The organism is Geomonas sp. Red276, assembly GCF_054784495.1.
Genome location: NZ_BLXW01000001.1, coordinates 275,590 through 292,420, shown reverse-complemented (window position 1 = coordinate 292,420; position 16,831 = coordinate 275,590). Strand labels below are relative to the sequence as shown.

The window sequence follows — 16,831 nt, the reverse complement described above, 5'->3', positions numbered from 1 at the left end:
TCGCCTCCCGCTAGTTGCGGTACAGGGTGATCTGCCGCAGCCGGTCGAGCCTCGCCCCCAAAAGCCTCAGGGCCCCCGGCTCCCAATCCTTGAGCTCCGCCACCGCGCAGGAGACGTTGGAGAGGCCGTTGCCGATGAACGCCTCGCAGCGAAGGGCCAGCAGGGTGTCGACGATGACCTCCTCCCCGATCCGGTAGCGGCTTAAGTGGCGCTGGTAGTGGACCCCCTGGCCGGTTTCGGTGCGGGTGGCGCCGGTGGTGATCACCCGCTCGCCGTAGCGCTTAAGGTACCCGTCGAGGATCGCGCGGTCGTCGGTCATCAGGTAGAGTCGCGAGTTGGGGAACTGCCGCAGGTGGCGCTCGATCTCCGAGTGGTAGAGGGTGTTGAGCCTCGTCAGGTTGGCATCCTCGCCCCCCTTGTCGCCGCCGCGCACGTGGAGCGCCAGGTGGATCTGCCCCGCCATCTTGTCCCGGTAGAAGGACTCCGCCTTGGCGGCGATCCACGGCTTCACCTTCAGGTAACGGCGGCAGAGGTCGCGGGAGACCTCCTCGCTGCTCTTGCCGTGGAGCGGGTGCCCGGGGGGGATCCAGTGGACCAGGTCGTTCACCCCGTAGTGGAAGTCTCCCACCACCACCTCCTCGTTGCGGTCGAGCGCGTGGAGCGACGAGAACCGCGACCAGGGGCCGTCGGCCTGGTTGAGGGTGGCCATGGTCAGGTTGCTGGCGTTCCACTTGGGGGGATAGAAGCTCATCCCCTTTTCCGCCAGCTCCTCCACCCGGTAGCGGCTGATCGGCTCGAAGAAGCTCTCGAAGGCATTGGTGGAGGGATCGTCGCTGAAGAGGCTGTTTCCCCCCCAGTGGACGACCGGGGTCCTCCCGGTGATCTCCGCCAGCAACAGCTGCCCGATGACGTGGTTGACGTCGGACCAGAAGCCGTACCCCCAGGCCTTGATTAAAAGGAACCGCTGGCGGCGATCACGCGGCGGCTTGAGACGGGCGGACTCCTCCGCCTTGAGAAGCCGGATGCGGGTGGCCACCGAGCGGTCCCCGAGCTCCTGGGCCAGGCGGAACTCCCGGGCGGCCAGCTGCGGCTCCCCGAGGAGGAGCGCGATCTCGCCCAAAAGGACGCCGACCGCCGGGCCGGGATAGCCGCGGTCCTGGAGGTAGCGGCAGATCAGCTCGGCGGGGGTGATGAAGCCGGCCGCCATCAGGAGCTCGGCGGTCTCGACCAGGGTCTGGTCCTGGATCGGCTCGATCGGGGTGAGGCTCTGGCACATCTTCAGCCGGAAGGCGTCGCGGTTGACCGCGGCCGCCAGGTCGGCCGCGGTCTGGCGGTCGAGCGTCTCCTGGATGCCGGCAAGCGCCCGGGATTGGGGGCCGGCGGTCCGCAGCAGCTCCAGGTAGCACTGCAGCGCCTGGTCGAGCTTGGCCTCCTGGAGCAGGGCACCCCCCGCCTCGGCGAGGTTCCCGCGCTCACGGGGAGAAACCACCGGGGGGGGAGGGGCCGCGTGCGCCGCGCACCAGGTGCGCCACATGGCGGCGTAGGCCCGCTCCAGCCGGTAGGTGAAACCGATGCCGTCGGTCAAATCCGAGGCCGCCATCCTGCTCCGCAGGCTCCTCCTCACTTCGGCCAGGGCGGCAAGGTCGGAGGCCAGCTGGGCGGCCGCCTTCTGGTAGCGCTCGGGATTCTCGGCCACCAGGTGCCCGAGCCCCACCGACTGGAGCAGCGAGGCGCCGACCCGCGAGCGGTGGGTGGCCCCGGCCATGGTCACCACCGGGACCCCCATCCAGAGGGCTTCGCAGGTGGTGGTCGTCCCGTGGTAGGGGTAGCTGTCGAGTGCGATGTCGACCTCGTGGTAGAGGGCCAGGTGCTCGCGGTAGCCCGGGGTGTTGCCGCGCAGAACCAGGCGCTCCGGCGAGATCCGGTGGGCGGCGAAGAGCTCGCAGAGCCTCTCCCGGCTCCGCTCGTCGGCGAGCGAGTAACCCTTCACCAGCAGGGTCGAGCCGGGCACCCGCTTGAGGACCCCGGCCCAAAGCGCCACGGTCTCCACGGTGATCTTGGCGGGGTTGTTGAACGAGCCGAAACGGACCCCGCGGCCGCCTTGGGCCGGCAGCGGCCCCACCTCGGGTGCCTCCTCGGGGGGGGCGAAGCAGAGGAAGGGTGCGGGGAGCCGGACCAGCGTCTCGGTGTGGTAGCGCTCGGTGAGCCCGGGGGGGTCGCAGACGGCGTCGGTGACCCGGTAGTCGACGGCGGCGAGCCCGGTGGTGTGCGGGTATCCGAGCCAGCTCACCTGGACGGGGGCCGGCTTGCGGGCCAAAAGCGGGAGCCGGTTGTCCGCGGTGTGCCCGCAGAGGTCTACCAGGATGTCGACCCCGTCGTTACGGATCATCTCCTCGACCTTGGCGTCCGGGACCCCGGCGATGTTGACGAAGCGGTCGGCCAGCGCGGCCAGGGCGGTGCTTTTATCGTCCGGCACCGCCACGTTGGAGTAGCAGACGACCCGGAAGCGGCTGCGGTCGTGGTGCCTGAGCACCGGCTCGATGAAGCGGGCCACCGCGTGGGTGCGGAAGTCCGCCGAAAGGTAGCCGACGGTGACGGTCCGGTCCGGCTCGGGGGTGTTGCGGTGCTCGGGGGCGGGGAACTGCAGGCGGGCTCCGTAGGCGAAATGCTCGGCGGCCACCTTCTCTTCGGGGATTCCCGAGGGGTAGCAGAGGGAGAAGAGGAGCGAGCTGTGGGCCTCGTGGTAATCGGGGCGCGCCGCGATGGCCGCCCGGTACTGCTCGATCGCCTCCCGGTGCAGCCCCTGCGCCTTGAAGGCGTTGGCCAGGTTGTTGTGGGCCTCGGGATAGCCGGGCCGAAGGCTCAGTGCGCGCTCGCAGCAGTCGATCGCCTCGGCGATCCTGCCGTGGCGCTCGCACAGTACCCCCAGGTTGTTGTAGGCCTCGGGATAGCCGGGGTCGAGCCTGATGGCGTCGCGGAAGGTCCGGTAGGCGTCCTCCGCCTTCCCGTCGGCGGCCAGGGCCAGCGCGAGGTTGTTCCGGATACCGGGGTCGAGCGGTTTCAGGCGCGCCGCCGCCTGCAGGGCGGCGACCGCCTCCGTCATCCGCCCCAGGCGGGCGAGCGCGAAGCCGGCGTTTTGGTGGGCCTCCCCCCACTCCGGGCGCAGGGCGGCCGCCCGCTGGAAGTAGGGGAGCGCGTCGGCCGGGCCGTGGAGGCGGTCGAGCGTGCAACCGAGGTTGAAGCTCGCGGCGGCGAAGCCGGGGTCGACCTCCAGTGCCTTGAGGTAACAGGAGGCGGCGGCCTGGAGATCCTTTTCCGCGTAAAGCTCGTTTCCCTTGCCGAACAGTTCTTCAGCCGTTTCTTTAGCCATGAGAGGTTCTCTCGGCCGGCTCGCTGCCGGGCCAATAGTTTGACGCCGCTTCCGGGGAGAAGCTCCGGGCGAACTCCTTCACCCGTTCCGCCGGCTCCAGGCGGCCACCCTTTTCCAGTCCCCCCGCGTACTCGTCCAGGAAGTCTCGGCAGTCGAAGCGGAGCTGCCTTAGCCGCTCCGCCAGGGCCAGCGCCTCGTCGCGTCTCCCCGCCAGCAGGGATGCCACGCAGAGAAGCGACAGGGCCGGCGGGTAGCCCGGCCAGCGCTGGAGCATCGTCTGGCAACCGGCGGTGGCGGCGGCCAGGTCCCCCAGGTAGAGGTCGCACTTCGCCAGGTTGAAGGCCGCCTCCTTGGTGTCGGGCGCCAGGGTGGTGGCTATGCCGGCGTAGGCGCGGGCCTCGCGGTAGTTGCCGGTGGCGAGATAGATGTAGCCGAGGTTGAAGTAGGCATCGGGATTTTGCGGCCTGAGCTCGAGCACCTTCTGCCAAAGCTCCAGGGCCTCGGCGAAACGCTGCAGTTCGGTGGCCTGCACGGCCAGCTCGGTAATCGCCTCCACGCTCGCCCCGGTCTCCTCCATCTTCTTGAGCCCCAGCCGGTAGTAGCGCTCCTGCTTCTCCACGTTCTTCGCGGCGTCCAGCCGCCCGTAGTGATGGATCGGGACGTCGCAGGCGTGGATCGGGATGCCGCACCTCATGAGGGAGACTTCCAAGAGCTCGTGCACGGCACCTTCGAAGCGGACCCGGGGATCGTTGGGGATCACCCGGACCTTCTCGCTCGGGGTCCATCCCGCGCCCCGCTCGTCGGCCGGATACTCGCCGGCGTTGGGAGACCAGTTCTTCCGGGTGATCTCCAGCGTGTAGTTGCGGGTGGTGAAGGAGAAGGCGGTCGGCCGCCCGCTCCCCTTGAGCTTCTCCGCCAGGGGGCGCAGGTCGCCTGCCGAGAGCGCCTCGTCGGCGTCCAGGATCAGGATCCACTCCCCCCTGGCCTTGGAGAGGGAGAAGTTCCGGGCGTCGGCGAAGCTTCCGTTCCAGGGGAAGAAGAAGAGTCGGGCGCCGAAGAGGCGGGCGATGTCGCAGGTCCGGTCGCTGGAGCCGGTATCGACCACCACCACCTCGTCGGCGAACCCCTTCACGGAGTTGAGCGCGGTGGCCAGGTGGGAGGCCTCGTCCTTGACGATCATGCAGACCGAGATGCTGCCGGGGCCGGAGGCCTCGGGGGGATCGCCAGCCAGACGGCGGATCTGCAGGGCGGCATCGAGGGCGCCATCGTCGAGCCCGAAGGCGACGGCGCTTTGTTGGATCGCCTCCACGGCCTGCGGGAAAAGGCGCTGGCGGATCAGCACCTCGATGAGCCCGAAGGCGAGCCCCTTGTGGTCGGGGTAGAGGGCGATCGCCTCACGCACCCGCCGCTCCTCCCCGGCGAGGAGGTTGGCCTCGGTCGCGAAGCCGTGGTAGCGGCCGAGGGCGCTCATGCTGGTGGGGGCCAGCACGAAGCCGAGCTCGGCGAGCCTCAGCCCCTGGTCGCGCTGACCCGCGCTCCAGAGGATCCTTCCCAGTTCGCCGTAGGAAAGCCCATAGCCGGGGTCGGCCTCGATCGCCTTCCGGAAGAGCTCCTCGGCCTCCTCCCCTTGCCCGCAGCGGGCGGCCAGCACGCCGTTGACGGCCAGCGTCGCGGCCCCCTCCGGGTCCCATTCGGTGGCGAGGAGAGCGGCTTCCCGGCCGCGATGGTGATCGTCGAGACCGAGGTGGCAGCGGGCGGCGAGGAGCGTGGCGGAGAGCTCCGCGCCCGGCGGGATCTCGGCCAGGACCTCGAGGCCGCTGGCGAAACTCCCGGCCTCGTGCAGGATCTCGACCAGCGCCAGGTAGGGGGCGGGGTCCTTGGGCGAGCAGGCGATTCCCTGCTGGAGGAGGAGGTCGACCGCGTCGCGGTTCTTCCCCTGCCGGGCGAGCTTGCGTCCCGCGGAGATGGCGTTGACGGTCACCACCTTGCGGGCGAGCGCCTCATCCAGCCTGGCCAGGTCCCACTTCTCATGGAAGCGGGCGCGGTTGGCGTTCATGGCGGCGGCGTAGTCGACCTGGTTGCCGGTAAAGGAACGGCTTCCGTAGTGGTGGATGAAGACGTCACCGGCGATGACGCAGCCGAAGCCGGCCAGGGCCGCCCGCAGGCAGAAGTCGTCGTCTTCGAAATTGCCCGACCCGAAGCGGGTATCGAGCTCTCCGATGGCGTCCGCCACCCTCCGGGGGAAGAGCATGCAAAAGCCCACCACCCGCTCGGCCGGAAGCCGGCGCCCGAGGTTTTCGGTCCGGAAAAGGCGGGCGTAGCTGTCCAGCTCGTCGAGGTTGCGGTAGGTGGCGCCGCCGACCCGCTGGGGGCCGGCGATCTCGTTGGTCATCGGGCCGACGATGCCCGCGCGCGGCTCGCGCTCCAGGCACTCCAGCATCCCGGCGAGCCATCCCGGGGTGACCACCACGTCGTTGTTGAGAAGGAGGATATGGCTCCCGCAGGCCTGTGCCATGCCGATGTTGCAGCCGGCGGCGAAGCCGAGGTTCTGGCCGTTCTCGACCAGGTGATGGTTCCCCCTGGTGGCGCAGAATTCCCTCAGCCAGGGGACCGTACCGTCGGTGGAGCCGTTGTCCACCAGGATCACCTCGTGGGGCTCCGGGGTGTGGCGCTCGATGCTCTCCAGGCACTCGCGGGTGCATTCGAGCTGGTTCCAGGTGAGGATGACGATGGAGGTGAGCCGGGAGCCGGCCGGGGCCAGGCGGAAGAGGTACTGGTAGACGGCGCTTTCCTCCTCCAGGGTCGGGCTCTGGATCCCTCCAGCCTGGAGGGCGTCGAGCATCCGGGGAGGCATGCCGCCGTCGCCGGAGAGGGCGACCGGGATGATCTCGACGACCTCCAGCCCGGCGCGGGCGAAGAGGGCGAGGGCGCTCTGGCGGGTGAAGAAGCGCAGGTGGGTGCGGTCGAGGATGCCGGCGTCGGCGTACTCCCAGGACCCTTCCAAAAGATCGCGCACCACGCTCCAATGCCGGACGTTGGGAAGGCTCACCACCATCTCGCCGCCGGGGGTGAGCTTGGTGGTGAGCCCGGCCAGTACCTGCTCGGGGTCGGCGAGATGCTCCAGGACGTCGGCCAGCACGATGCAGTCGAAGCGGCGCTCCGGGAGCTCGGGGAGGGCGGCTTCCACGGGGGAGGCGATCACCCGGTCGAGTACCTTGCCGGCGGCCGCCGCGGCCCCGGGATCGGTCTCGATCCCCCAGACCTCGGCGCCCTGGCGCCTCTTGAGGAGGGCACCGACCTTTCCGGCGGCGCAGCCGACGTCCAGGACGCTCCGGGCGCTGCGGCTTACCAGGCGCCGGACCTCGGGGCGGGTGAAGGCGAAGTAGGCGGGGGGGGCGTCGGGGTCGTCGGGGTCGGCTGATAACACCTGGTGGACTTGGTGGACCTCGTGGACGCCGAGGGGAGTTGGCGAAGTTTGTGTGGTGTGTTGAGCCGGCTGACCCGGGGCGGCGGCGAGCGTGTCGAGCCAGGCGAGGTTGCGCTCGGCCAGGGCGCTGTTCGGGTCGAGCTCCAGGGCTCGCTGGTACTGCTCGCGGGCGGCCTCGTAGCGCTCCAAGAGGACCAGGATCATTCCCACCGTGAGCCGGGTCTCGACGTTGTCCGGTTTCTCCTCGGCCTCCCGCAGGTGGAACTGCAGCGAGCTGTACAGCTCGTTCCGCATGAACGCCTGCAACTGGTCACGGTAGCAAGGCTCCCCCGGTGCCAGGATGGCCGCCTTCTCGAAATGCTTCTTGGCGTAGCCGATCTCCCCTTTGCGGTAGTAAAGCTCGGCCAGCTCCTGGTGGATCTCCGGAGAGCAGCGATGGATGGCGGTGAATCGCTCGAGCTCCCCGAGCTTGACCGTCTCGTTGGCGGCTGCGGCCATGAGCTCGCGCCAGCCGGCCACCAGCTGCGGGTGGAGCTCGGGCTGGGGCGGGGTGAGCGGGGCGAAGCGGGGACGGTACTCCTTCTGGACCGCGAGGTACTCCAGGGTCGGGAGATCGCCTTTGCGGGAGATGGTCTCCTCGCTCAGCCAGTAGAGCCCGAGGAATTCCGGGACGTGGACGAAGTCGAACTTGAGCGCGGCCCGCAGCCAGAATTCATAGTCCGCGGCGCTCTTGTACCGCTCGTCGAAATAGCCGATGGCATCGTGCAGCGAACGGCGCCAGAGGGGGAAGGGGCCGACGCAGCAGAGCTCCAGGAGCGAAAGCCGGTCGAACTCCGGCCAGTCGCGGAAACCGAAGGGGCGGTGGTGCTCGAAGGTCCCGTTCTCTTCGTGGGTGATCCGCATGTCCGGGTAGGCGAGCACGCACTCCGGGCGGGCCCGCAGTGCCCCCACCAACCGCTCGTAGGCGTCGTGCCGCAGGCGGTCGTCGGTGTTGGCGTTGGTGACGAACTCCCCGCTTGCCTCGCGGATCCCGCGGTTCCAGGCCTGGTAGACGGTTTCGCGCCGCTCGGTCCGGATATAGCGGATGTTGTCGTAGCGCCGCTGGAACTCCTCGACGATGGCCCGCTCGTTTTGCGGCGAACCGCTGTCGATGACGATGATCTCCAGCTGCGGCGCGATGGTCTGGGCCTCCAGGTCCTCCAGTTTTCCCCGGATGAAGCGCTCGGCGCTGTAGGTGGAGACGATGGCGGAGACCAGGTAGTTTTTGGCGGTGCCGCCGTTCATAGTGCCACCCCCCGGACGGGACGTTGCTCCTCGGCTTGCGGGTACCGCGGCGGCCGGTCGCCGATCAGGATCGGGAGCGGCGCCGGCGGGCTGTACGGCCTCTTCTCGGCGGCGAAGATCTCCCGCTCGCGGGCCAGCACCCGGTTGGCCTCCTCGGTGTACCCCGCCTTGTCCTTGGACTTCTGGAGCGGGTGGTCGCGGAAGCCCGCGATCAGGGCCTCGACGGAGTAGAGCTTGGCGCTCCGGAAGAAGCGGGCCCAAAGCTCCAGGTCGGCGGCGAGTTTCAGGCTCGTGTCGATGTAGGAGCCGCTTCGCTCCCAAAGCCCCCGGCGCCAGAAGGTCCCCTCCTGCTGGATGAGCTCCTCGTCGGCCAGGTACTTGGCGCGGGAGTTCATGGGAAGAAAGCTCAGGATGTGCTTCTGGTTTCCCGCCTCGTCGAAGCTGTTGGGGCGCCCCATCACCCACTCGATCTCCGGGTGCTCCATGAAGATGGTGGAGACCGTCTCGAAGGCGCCGGGATGGAACATGTCGTCGGCGTTCAGCCACCCCAATAGCTCCCCCGTCGCGCGGTTCAGCCCCTCCTCGATGGCGGCGTACTGCCCGTCGTCGCGATGGCTGCGCCAGAAGGCTATGTGGCGTTCGTACTTCTTGATGATCTCCACGGTGCCGTCGGTGCTCCCCCCGTCCATGACGATCAGCTCCAGGTTGGGATAACCCTGGGAGAGGATGGAGTCCAGGCAGTCCCCCAGGTAGCGGGCGTAGTTGTAGGACGGGATCACCAGCGAGATCTTCGGTCTGGCCGTCCCGCTCCTCGTGAGCCTGGGGGAACTTTCCCCCGGCCCCTTCGACGGAATTTCCCCCTCCACCCCGAGTCCATATTCCCCTCGCCCCACCAGGGGAGAGGGATCGGGGGTGGGGGCCGCTTTCTCCGGCTTCGCGAATTCCCGGCAAACCACCTCCTGAATGGTCCTGGCCATCTTCTCCCATGAGAAGTGCTCGATCTGGCGCATGCCCGTCTTGATCAGGTGGCTGCGGATATCCGGGTTCTGTACGTTGATGAGGTCGGCGGCCAGCTGCCCCGGGTTGTCCGGAGCGACGTAGAGGGCGGCGGCGCCGGCCACTTCGGGGATCGACGTGCTCTGGCAGGTGATTACCGGGCAGTGGCAGGCCATCGCCTCCAAAAGCGGCAGGCCGAAGCCTTCGTGGGTGGAGGGGTAGACGAAGGCGGCCGCGCAGGCGTAGGCGAGCCGGAGTTCCTGGTCGGTGAAGTTGGCGAGATGCACCTCGCACCCCGCGGCCAGGGCGGCCAGCTCCGGTTCGAGCTCGGGAGCGCCGCCTACGCAGACGATGGCGTATTCCTCCCGGTCCGGGAGCCGGGAGAAGGCCTGGAAGAGGAGCTTGCCGTTCTTGTGCTCGGTCCGTTTCCCCACGAAGAGGAAGTACGGCTTGGTCAGCCCGTGGGCCTTCCGGAACTCCCGCTTCTCCTCGTCGGAGGCGGGACGGAAGAGGGTCCGGTCGATGCCGCAGTGGGCGACCTCGATGCGGCCGGCGAGCTCGGGGGATAGCCTCTCCATGTCACGGGCGGTGCTCCGGGAGACCGCCACGTACGCGCTCGCCCGTGCCAGCGCGTGGCGCTTCTCGGTCCACTGGGCGTCGTTCAGGTCGTACAGCCCGCTCATCTCCGGGATCATGTCGTGGCTCAGGAAAAGCGACGGCGTGGTGAGTGGCGACGAGTAGTAGGTCGAGATGAAGAGGTCCGCCCTCTCCTCGTCGCAGACCTTTTGCACCAGGGCCCGGTCCACCCCCTCGGGGCGGGCGCTGTAGGCCGGCAGCGTGCGGTAGCGAAGGCCGGGGATCTTGGGGGCGGTGCCGGTCCGGTCGAGCACCACGATCGATTTGCCGAAGTCGGTCTTGGCCCACTCGGTGAGGAGCGCCTCCCAGACCCGGGTGATGCCGGTCTTCGGGGTCATGAAGAAGACGCCGTCCACCACCACGGTCGGGTAGGCCGGGCTGCCGGTCCTGGCCGCAGTCTCGGTCTCAGGCTTCGGGGGCGCGCCCCCCCTTTCGTCCGGCGAAAGCGGCACCCTGATCTCGTCCAACAGCCTGACCGGCGCCATGGCGTCGAGCCCCGGGTGCGGGATGCGGATCAGGTCCAGGTGGGCCGGGATGCGGCCGGCGGCCAACTCGTCCAGGTATCCCCTCAGGCGCGGGGTCTCGACCGAGCTAAAGCCGATGGCGGCAATGGCCGCCTCCCGTTTCCCCTGCGCCATGGCGGCCACCGCCAGGTTGTCCGCCACCTCCGGGTGGCCGGGCATCACTTTCAGGGCCTTCCGGTAGAACTGCTCGGCCAGCGGAAGATCGGTGAAGAGCGAGCCGCTGGCGCCCATCAGGAGGTTGCCGAAGTCCACCAGGGCGGCCACCCAGGCTGCCGGAGAGCGGTCGGATTTCAGGAAGGGATAGATCTCGTCCAGGGGAAGCGTGGTCCGCAGCCCCCCGATGAATCCCCGCACCTCCCGCATGACCTCCTGGGGGTTCTGGTACGAGAGGTTGTCGATCGATTCGTGGTAGAGGGCGGCGATCTCGGGGATGTGGAGCGCCCCCTTCTTGAGCGCCAGCCGGAAGAAGAACTCGTAGTCTCCGGCCCGCTTGAAGTTCGGGTCGAAGGTCCCGACCTCCTTATGGGCGTCGGCCCGCCACATGACTTGGCAGCCGAAGGGGCAGTCGAAGAGCGCCTGCCGGAGGTCGAAGTCCGGGAGGAGCCATTTCTTGGTGGCGCCGTTCTCCTCGAAGGTCTCGTTGGCGCCGCAGGTCATCAGGGCATCGATGTAGGCGAGCCCCTTTCCGCTTCGCTCGAGCCTTCGCGCCATCATCTCGAAGCAGTCGGCGCGGTGGCGGTCGTCGGTGTTCGCGTGGGTCAGGAAGCGGCCACGGGCCAGCGCGATCCCCCGGTTCCAGGCGGCGTAGAGGGTCTCCCGCTCGGTCCGCCGGTAGACGATGTGGGGATGGCGGGCCATGAACTCGCGGGCGATCTTCCCTTCGTTTTGCTGGGAGCCGCTGTCGATGACGACGATCTCCAGCTCGCCGCGCTGGTAGAGGGTCTGGCGGATCAGGTTTTCCAGGCAGCCGCGGAAGAATTTTTCGGCGTTGTAGGTGGAGACGATGGCGGAGACCAGGTACGGGACGTTTCCGCCGGCCGCATCGGCTTGGGAGGCAATCCCCCCTGTCCCCCCTTTATCAAGGGAGCAACCGATTGCCGGTTGTGTCTGTTGCGCCCCCTCGTACGGTTTCTGCCAGAGGATGTTGTAGGAGAGCGGGAAGCCGTGCTCGCGGAAGGGGGTCTTGGTCATCGGCTTCCAGTGGCGGTCGTAGGCGGCCTCGCTCATGGCATAGACGAACGGGTCGGGATAGAGCTGCTCGAAGGGGGCGAAGCGGTTGACGGTGCGGTTGGACTGGAAGAGGTAGGGGAGCAGTCCGTTACTCCAGGTATACCGGCCGCGGGCCACCACGTCGAAGCAGTGGAGCGACCATCCGCCCGGCTTCAGGAGCCGGTCGAGGTCGCGGTTGATCCTGGCGAAGTTCTCCTCGCTCTCCGGTACGTGCTCCAGCGCCGAGATGCTGAAGACGAGATCGAAGTAGCCGTCGGGAAGCTCGGGGGTGAAGGAGCCGAGGTATTCGCGCACCAGCCTGAAACCGTCCACCTCGATACCGACCGGGCCGTTCCCCACTCCCTCCAGCTTGTCGAGGTTCCAGCACTCGTAGTCTTCCTTCAAGGCCCTCAACACGCGCGAGGCGCCCCCTCCCACCTCCAGGATGCGGGCCCCGGGGGGGACGTTGTTCCTGATGAAGGAGTAGACGAGGAGGTCCTGATAGACCTTGAGGTCGCACTGGGAAGGGTCGGCGGGGGCTCCGTAGAGCTCCAGGTCGCGTCCGGCGAAGTAGGCGAAGTGGAAGGTGCGGGAGTAGGTGAAGGCGCCGAAGTTCTCCGCGGTCACCGAGGTGTGGGCGCGGGATTCCACGTCGGCCACCTGCAGGGGGGCCGGGGCGGGCGCAAGGGCCGGCGAGCCGGTCGCCAGGAAGTAGCGGCGCTCGCGCTCGATCACCTGGGCGGCCTCGGCGTTGTAGCGCTCGAGCATGGTGGCGGTCTTTTGGTCGGGGTGGTTGCGGAAACCTCCCAGCGGCGCGTGCAGGGTGGTGAGCTGGCCGTGGCGGAAGAAGCGGGTCCAAAGCTCCATGTCGGCCGCGAGCTCCAGCTCGGTGTCGAGGGTGCCCCCGGCGAGGTCCCAGAGCGAGCGGCGCCAGAAGGTGGACTCCTGCTGGATGTGCGGAGGACCGATCTCTCCGGCCAGGTACTTCTCCCGCGACCAGAGCGGGATCTCGGAGGCCATGTACAGCAGCGCACCCGAGGCGTCCCAGCCGGTCGGGCTCCCGGTGATCCAGGAGGTCTCCGGGAAGAAGCGGAAGGCGTCGGCCACCAGGCGGAAGGAGCCGGGGTGGTACTTGTCGTCGGAGTTGAGCCAGGCCATGATCTCGCCGGTCGAGCGCCCGAACCCTTCGTTGACCGCCAGGTAATGCCCGCCGTCCGGCCTGCTCTGCCAGTAGGCGAGGTGCTTCTCGTGCTTCCTGATGATGTCGGCCGAGCCGTCGCTGCTCCCGCCGTCCATCACGATGTACTCGAGGTTCGGGTAGTTCTGGGAGAGGACGGAATCGATGCACTCCTCCAGGAAGGCGGCCTGGTTGAAGCTCGGGGTGACGATGGAGATCTTCGGGAGCTTCGGGACCAGGATGGCGAAGCTCGGCTTGGATTCCCCGCCGGAAGGGGGCGTGGCCGCTTCTGTGAGGCGAGGGGGACAGGCACTTTCTTGCGAAGGAGCCAGTCCCCTCTCCAGCGGATAGGCGATGAGGGGCGGTGGGGGCTCGGTGGAGAGTGCGCACGGGGCCTGCCGCTCGCGGTCGATCACGTCGTCGCACTCGGCGACGTACTCCTCCCGGAACTGGTTGCAGCGCTGGCCGCCGCTGTAGTAGCGGAAGCCGCCGACCAGGGCGTCGACGGTGTGGAGCTTCGCGTGCCGGCTGAAACGGAGCCAGAGCTCGAAGTCGGCGGCGAGCTTGTAGGAGAAGTCCAGGGTCCCCCCCGCCTTCTCCCAGAGGCTCCTCCGCCAGTAGGTGGCTTCCTGCATGACGAACAGGGATACCTGGTGGATCAGGTCCTTGCGGAGAAGCTCGGTGCGGCTCCAGGTCTGGGTCTCGAAACCGTAGGAGTTGAGGTTCCCCTCCCCGTCGAAGCCGACCCGCTTGCCGGTCAAAAACTCGACATCCGGGCGGCTCGTGAAGACGTCGGCCAGCACCTTGAGCCCGCCGGGGTGGAGCATGTCGTCGGAGTTGAGCCAACCCATGATGTCGCCGGTCGAGCGGCGGAACCCTTCGTTGACGGCCCGGTACTGGCCGCCGTCCGGCCGGCTCTGCCAGTAGGCGAGCCGGTCCTCGTACTTCTTGATGATCTCGACGGAGCCGTCCGTGCTCCCCCCGTCCATGATGATGTACTCCAGGTTGGGATACCCCTGGGAGAGGACCGACTGGATGCAACTCTCCAGGTGCTCCGCCTGGTTGAAGGACGGGGTGACAATGGTGATGCGGGGAAAGGCGGTGGACCCGGTGGACCCGGTGGACGCCGTGGACGCCGTGGACGCCGCGGAGAGCGGGGGAGCCTCGGCTGGGACGGCGATGCCTTGCTCGATGGCGAGGGCGTCGCGGGCGATGGCGCAGAACTGGCGGCCGTAGGACAAGACGAGACCGTGGGCCTCTTCGCGGGCCTGGCGCTCCAGGTCGTACTGCGGGCCGGGGACCAGGGTCGGGACCATCTCCTTCAGCTTCTCCTTCAGCGAGGGGAGCGAGGTGCGGTCGAAGTAGCGGCCGTTTCTGGGAGCCTGCTCCTGATGGACCGGGAGGTCGGAGAGGAGCATGATCTTCCCGAGCGCGCGGCAGTCCTCGATCACCGTGCTCCACCCTTCGAACAGCGACGGCTGGACCAGCGCCATGGCCCGCCTCACCAACTGGATCTGGTCGTGGCGCGGAATGGCTCCCAGGATGTGGACCAGGTGCTCGACCCCCATGGAGCGGAGGCGCTCCTTCAGGTCCTCGAAGAAGCCGGGGCAGCGGTAGTCCTCGGTGTGGCCGGTGCAGACCAGGTGGATGTCGGTCCCCTCGGCGTGCAACTGGCCGATGGCGGTGAACAGCATGGCGTGGTTCTTGTGGGCCCAAAACTGGTTGCAGCAGATCAGGAAGTTGTCGGGAAGGTTGTACCTCTTCTGGACCTCGACGCTGTCCGCCTCATACCAGCTCTCCTGCGGCATGGCGTAGAAGGAGAGCACGCGGGTGATGGCCTTGGAGTCGGGGAAGAAACGGCGGAAATCGTTCTGGGCGTCGCGGCTGGACAGGATCAGGAGCTTGGCGTCCCGGGCGATGTTCCCGAAGCACTCCGAGCGGGAGCGGCACTCCCCCTCGTGGAAAAACTGGGGGAGGTGCAGGTGCTGGAAATCGGGGATCCAGCAGCCGGCCTTGGCGGTCGGCCAGGCGCCGTTCATGAGCGGAAAGAAGAAGTCGAGCACATCGAGGAGGTCCCGGTGGGTCGGGGTGTAGATGAAGTCCGGGTACTCCTTGTTGTACGGCCCGATGAAGATGACGGCCTTGAAGAGGTGCAGGAAGTGCTGGTGAAGCTCCAGCCGCGGCAGGCTCTCCTCGGTGACGATCTGGTACAGCTCGGGACGCTCGTCCTCCGGCAGGCCGCTAAGCGCCTTTACCAGCAACTCGATGTAGGAAACCCCGCCCATCCAGTTCTTGTACCCGATGACCGGTATCCCCACCCGCAACCGTCGTTTTTCTGTCATGCCTCGATTTCCTCTGTTCCTTGAACCAGGAGATGTATCCGGCGAGCCCCGCGTCGAGGTCGACGCTCGGGCGGTAACCCAGGGCGGCGAGCTTATCGATGCTGGCCTCCCAGTTGAGCGGGTCGCCGTGGCGGACCACGCCGTTGAAGGTCACCTGCTTTCCGTTGTCGAAGTGCCTGGCGAGGGTTTCCGCCAACTCGGCGATGGTGGTCTGGACGCCCGCGGCGGCGTTGAATACGCCGGAAGCGTCGCTGTTGTGAATGGTTTCCACTGCCCGGGCCACATCGAGTGCGTGGATGAAATCCCGGCTCTCGGCGCCGGTGCCGAAGAGCTCGACGCAGCGAAGCCTGGGATTGGCGAACTTCTGGCAGATGTCGTGCACCACCTGGCGCTGGAGCCGTTCGCCGTAGGCGGAAAAGATCCTCAAAATGGCGACCTTCATGCCGTGCAGGGCGGCGTGCTCCTGGGCCAGCGTCTCGCAGAGCATCTTGTGGTAGCCGTACGGGGAGACCGGGCGAAGCGGCGCGCTCTCAAGGATCGGGAGCGTCTCCGGGTTGCCGTAGACCGATGCGCTGGAGAGCAGAACGAAGCGGCAGTCGGGCGCGTGGAGACGCAGGGTGTCCAGGGTGAAGGCGCAGACGTCGACGGTCTTGAGGAAGTCTCCGTAGGGATTTTGGACCGAATCGGCCACCGACGCGGTTCCCGCGCAGTGCACCAGGAGGTCCGGGCGGAAGCTCTTGATCACCTTGACCAGCGCCGGGTCGGGGAGCGTCATCCCGCACAGCCGCCAGAGGTTCGGGATGGTCCTGGTGTAATCGGTGGCGAAGCGCCCGACCGCGGCGACGCTGTACCCCAGGCCGCCGAAGTGGCGGGCGATGTGGGAGCCGAGGAAGCCTCCCGCCCCGGTTATCAGCACTCTCGGGGCGCCCATCACTTGGTCCGGATGGCGAAGGCGACGCCGAAACCCGCCTCGGTGTACTCGTAGTGGGTGAGGAACGGGTAGCGGGCCATGGCGCGCAGCCAGACGTTGGCCAGGTACGGATGCGCGGGGTGGGCGATGTCGTCGAAGACCAGCACACCCCCCACCGACAGGCGGGGGATGACGTTGCAGAGGTCGTCGTAGGCCCCGGCGTCGGAGTGGTCGCCATCCACGGTGATCATGTCGAACTGGAGCTGGGGATTCTGCTCGAAGAAGGCCGGCACCGTCTCGTGGCTGTCGCCGTTCACGAAGTAGAGCTGGCCGGTATGGCCGTGGCGGGCGAGCTCGGACTTCACGAACTCGGGACCCGGGTTCTCCATCCCGGCGTAGTTCTGGATCCACATGTCGAAGGCGACGATCCCCACCGTCGGGCAGCTCCTGACCACCGCGCAGGCCGATCTCCCGCGCCGGACGCCGATCTCCATGTAGGAGCGGGGCTTCAGGCACTTGCCCGCCGCGTAGAGGATGTTGACGATGTCGTGGTAGTGCCAGAACTTCCCGAAGCGCTCGCGGTTGGCGCGGTAGTAGGCGTCCACGTACTGGGTGTATTCGTCGCTGGCAAGCTGGTGGTGGAAGGAGCAGATCTCCTCCCAGGTCTCGGGGCTGGTTGCCACCCGGGCGAGGGTGGTCGGGGTGAGAATCGTGGGGCCGTAGTGATTGGCGCCGTGGTCCAGAGTGCTCTGTAGCATGCCGGTTCCTTTTCTTATGAGTCTTTTAGGGGAATGATGGCGGGACAGCGGGGACCTCGGTCGCTGCCGGCGGCCCGGATGCAACCGCTGGGACACGGGCGAGAGAGGTCCTCTCCCCGATTTGCAACTAGCATGCCGCGGGGTGGTAAGGATTAAGGGGTTGATTCTTCAGTGATAATGAGGGGATGGGTAGCGTGG

At 67.7% G+C, this 16,831-nt stretch carries 5 protein-coding genes; all 5 read right to left on the bottom strand.

What is annotated here, in order from left to right:
- Window positions 1-10 precede the first annotated feature (10 nt).
- The 5 genes from ACYVL5_RS01230 to ACYVL5_RS01210 are packed head-to-tail and all read right to left on the bottom strand — an operon-like array spanning window position 11 to window position 16,633.
- Complete coding sequence (locus ACYVL5_RS01230; protein ID WP_460593724.1) at window positions 11-3,370, bottom strand: O-linked N-acetylglucosamine transferase family protein; 3,360 nt, start codon at window positions 3,368-3,370, stop codon at window positions 11-13.
- Window positions 3,363-8,081 carry a glycosyltransferase gene (locus ACYVL5_RS01225; protein WP_460593723.1) on the bottom strand — a complete coding sequence of 1,573 codons (4,719 nt, stop codon included), beginning with the start codon at window positions 8,079-8,081 and terminating at the stop codon, window positions 3,363-3,365. The genes ACYVL5_RS01230 and ACYVL5_RS01225 overlap by 8 nt, the downstream gene beginning before the upstream one ends.
- Window positions 8,078-14,965, bottom strand: coding sequence for a glycosyltransferase (locus ACYVL5_RS01220; RefSeq protein WP_460593722.1), 6,888 nt, complete (start codon window positions 14,963-14,965; stop codon window positions 8,078-8,080). Before ACYVL5_RS01220 ends, ACYVL5_RS01225 begins: the two co-directional genes overlap by 4 nt.
- A complete protein-coding gene (locus tag ACYVL5_RS01215; protein WP_460593721.1) occupies window positions 14,865-15,896 on the bottom strand; it encodes an NAD-dependent epimerase/dehydratase family protein in 1,032 nt (343 codons plus the stop codon). The genes ACYVL5_RS01220 and ACYVL5_RS01215 overlap by 101 nt, the downstream gene beginning before the upstream one ends.
- A complete protein-coding gene (locus ACYVL5_RS01210; RefSeq protein ID WP_460593720.1) occupies window positions 15,896-16,633 on the bottom strand; it encodes a class I SAM-dependent methyltransferase in 738 nt (245 codons plus the stop codon). The genes ACYVL5_RS01215 and ACYVL5_RS01210 overlap by 1 nt, the downstream gene beginning before the upstream one ends.
- Window positions 16,634-16,831: the final 198 nt, after the last annotated feature.

Coding starts and splice junctions, on each gene's coding strand:
- ACYVL5_RS01230 (WP_460593724.1), bottom strand. CDS start 3,370: ATGGCTAAAGAAACGGCTGAAGAACTGTTCGGCAAGGGAAACGAGCTT.
- ACYVL5_RS01225 (WP_460593723.1), bottom strand. CDS start 8,081: ATGAACGGCGGCACCGCCAAAAACTACCTGGTCTCCGCCATCGTCTCC.
- ACYVL5_RS01220 (WP_460593722.1), bottom strand. CDS start 14,965: ATGACAGAAAAACGACGGTTGCGGGTGGGGATACCGGTCATCGGGTAC.
- ACYVL5_RS01215 (WP_460593721.1), bottom strand. CDS start 15,896: ATGGGCGCCCCGAGAGTGCTGATAACCGGGGCGGGAGGCTTCCTCGGC.
- ACYVL5_RS01210 (WP_460593720.1), bottom strand. CDS start 16,633: ATGCTACAGAGCACTCTGGACCACGGCGCCAATCACTACGGCCCCACG.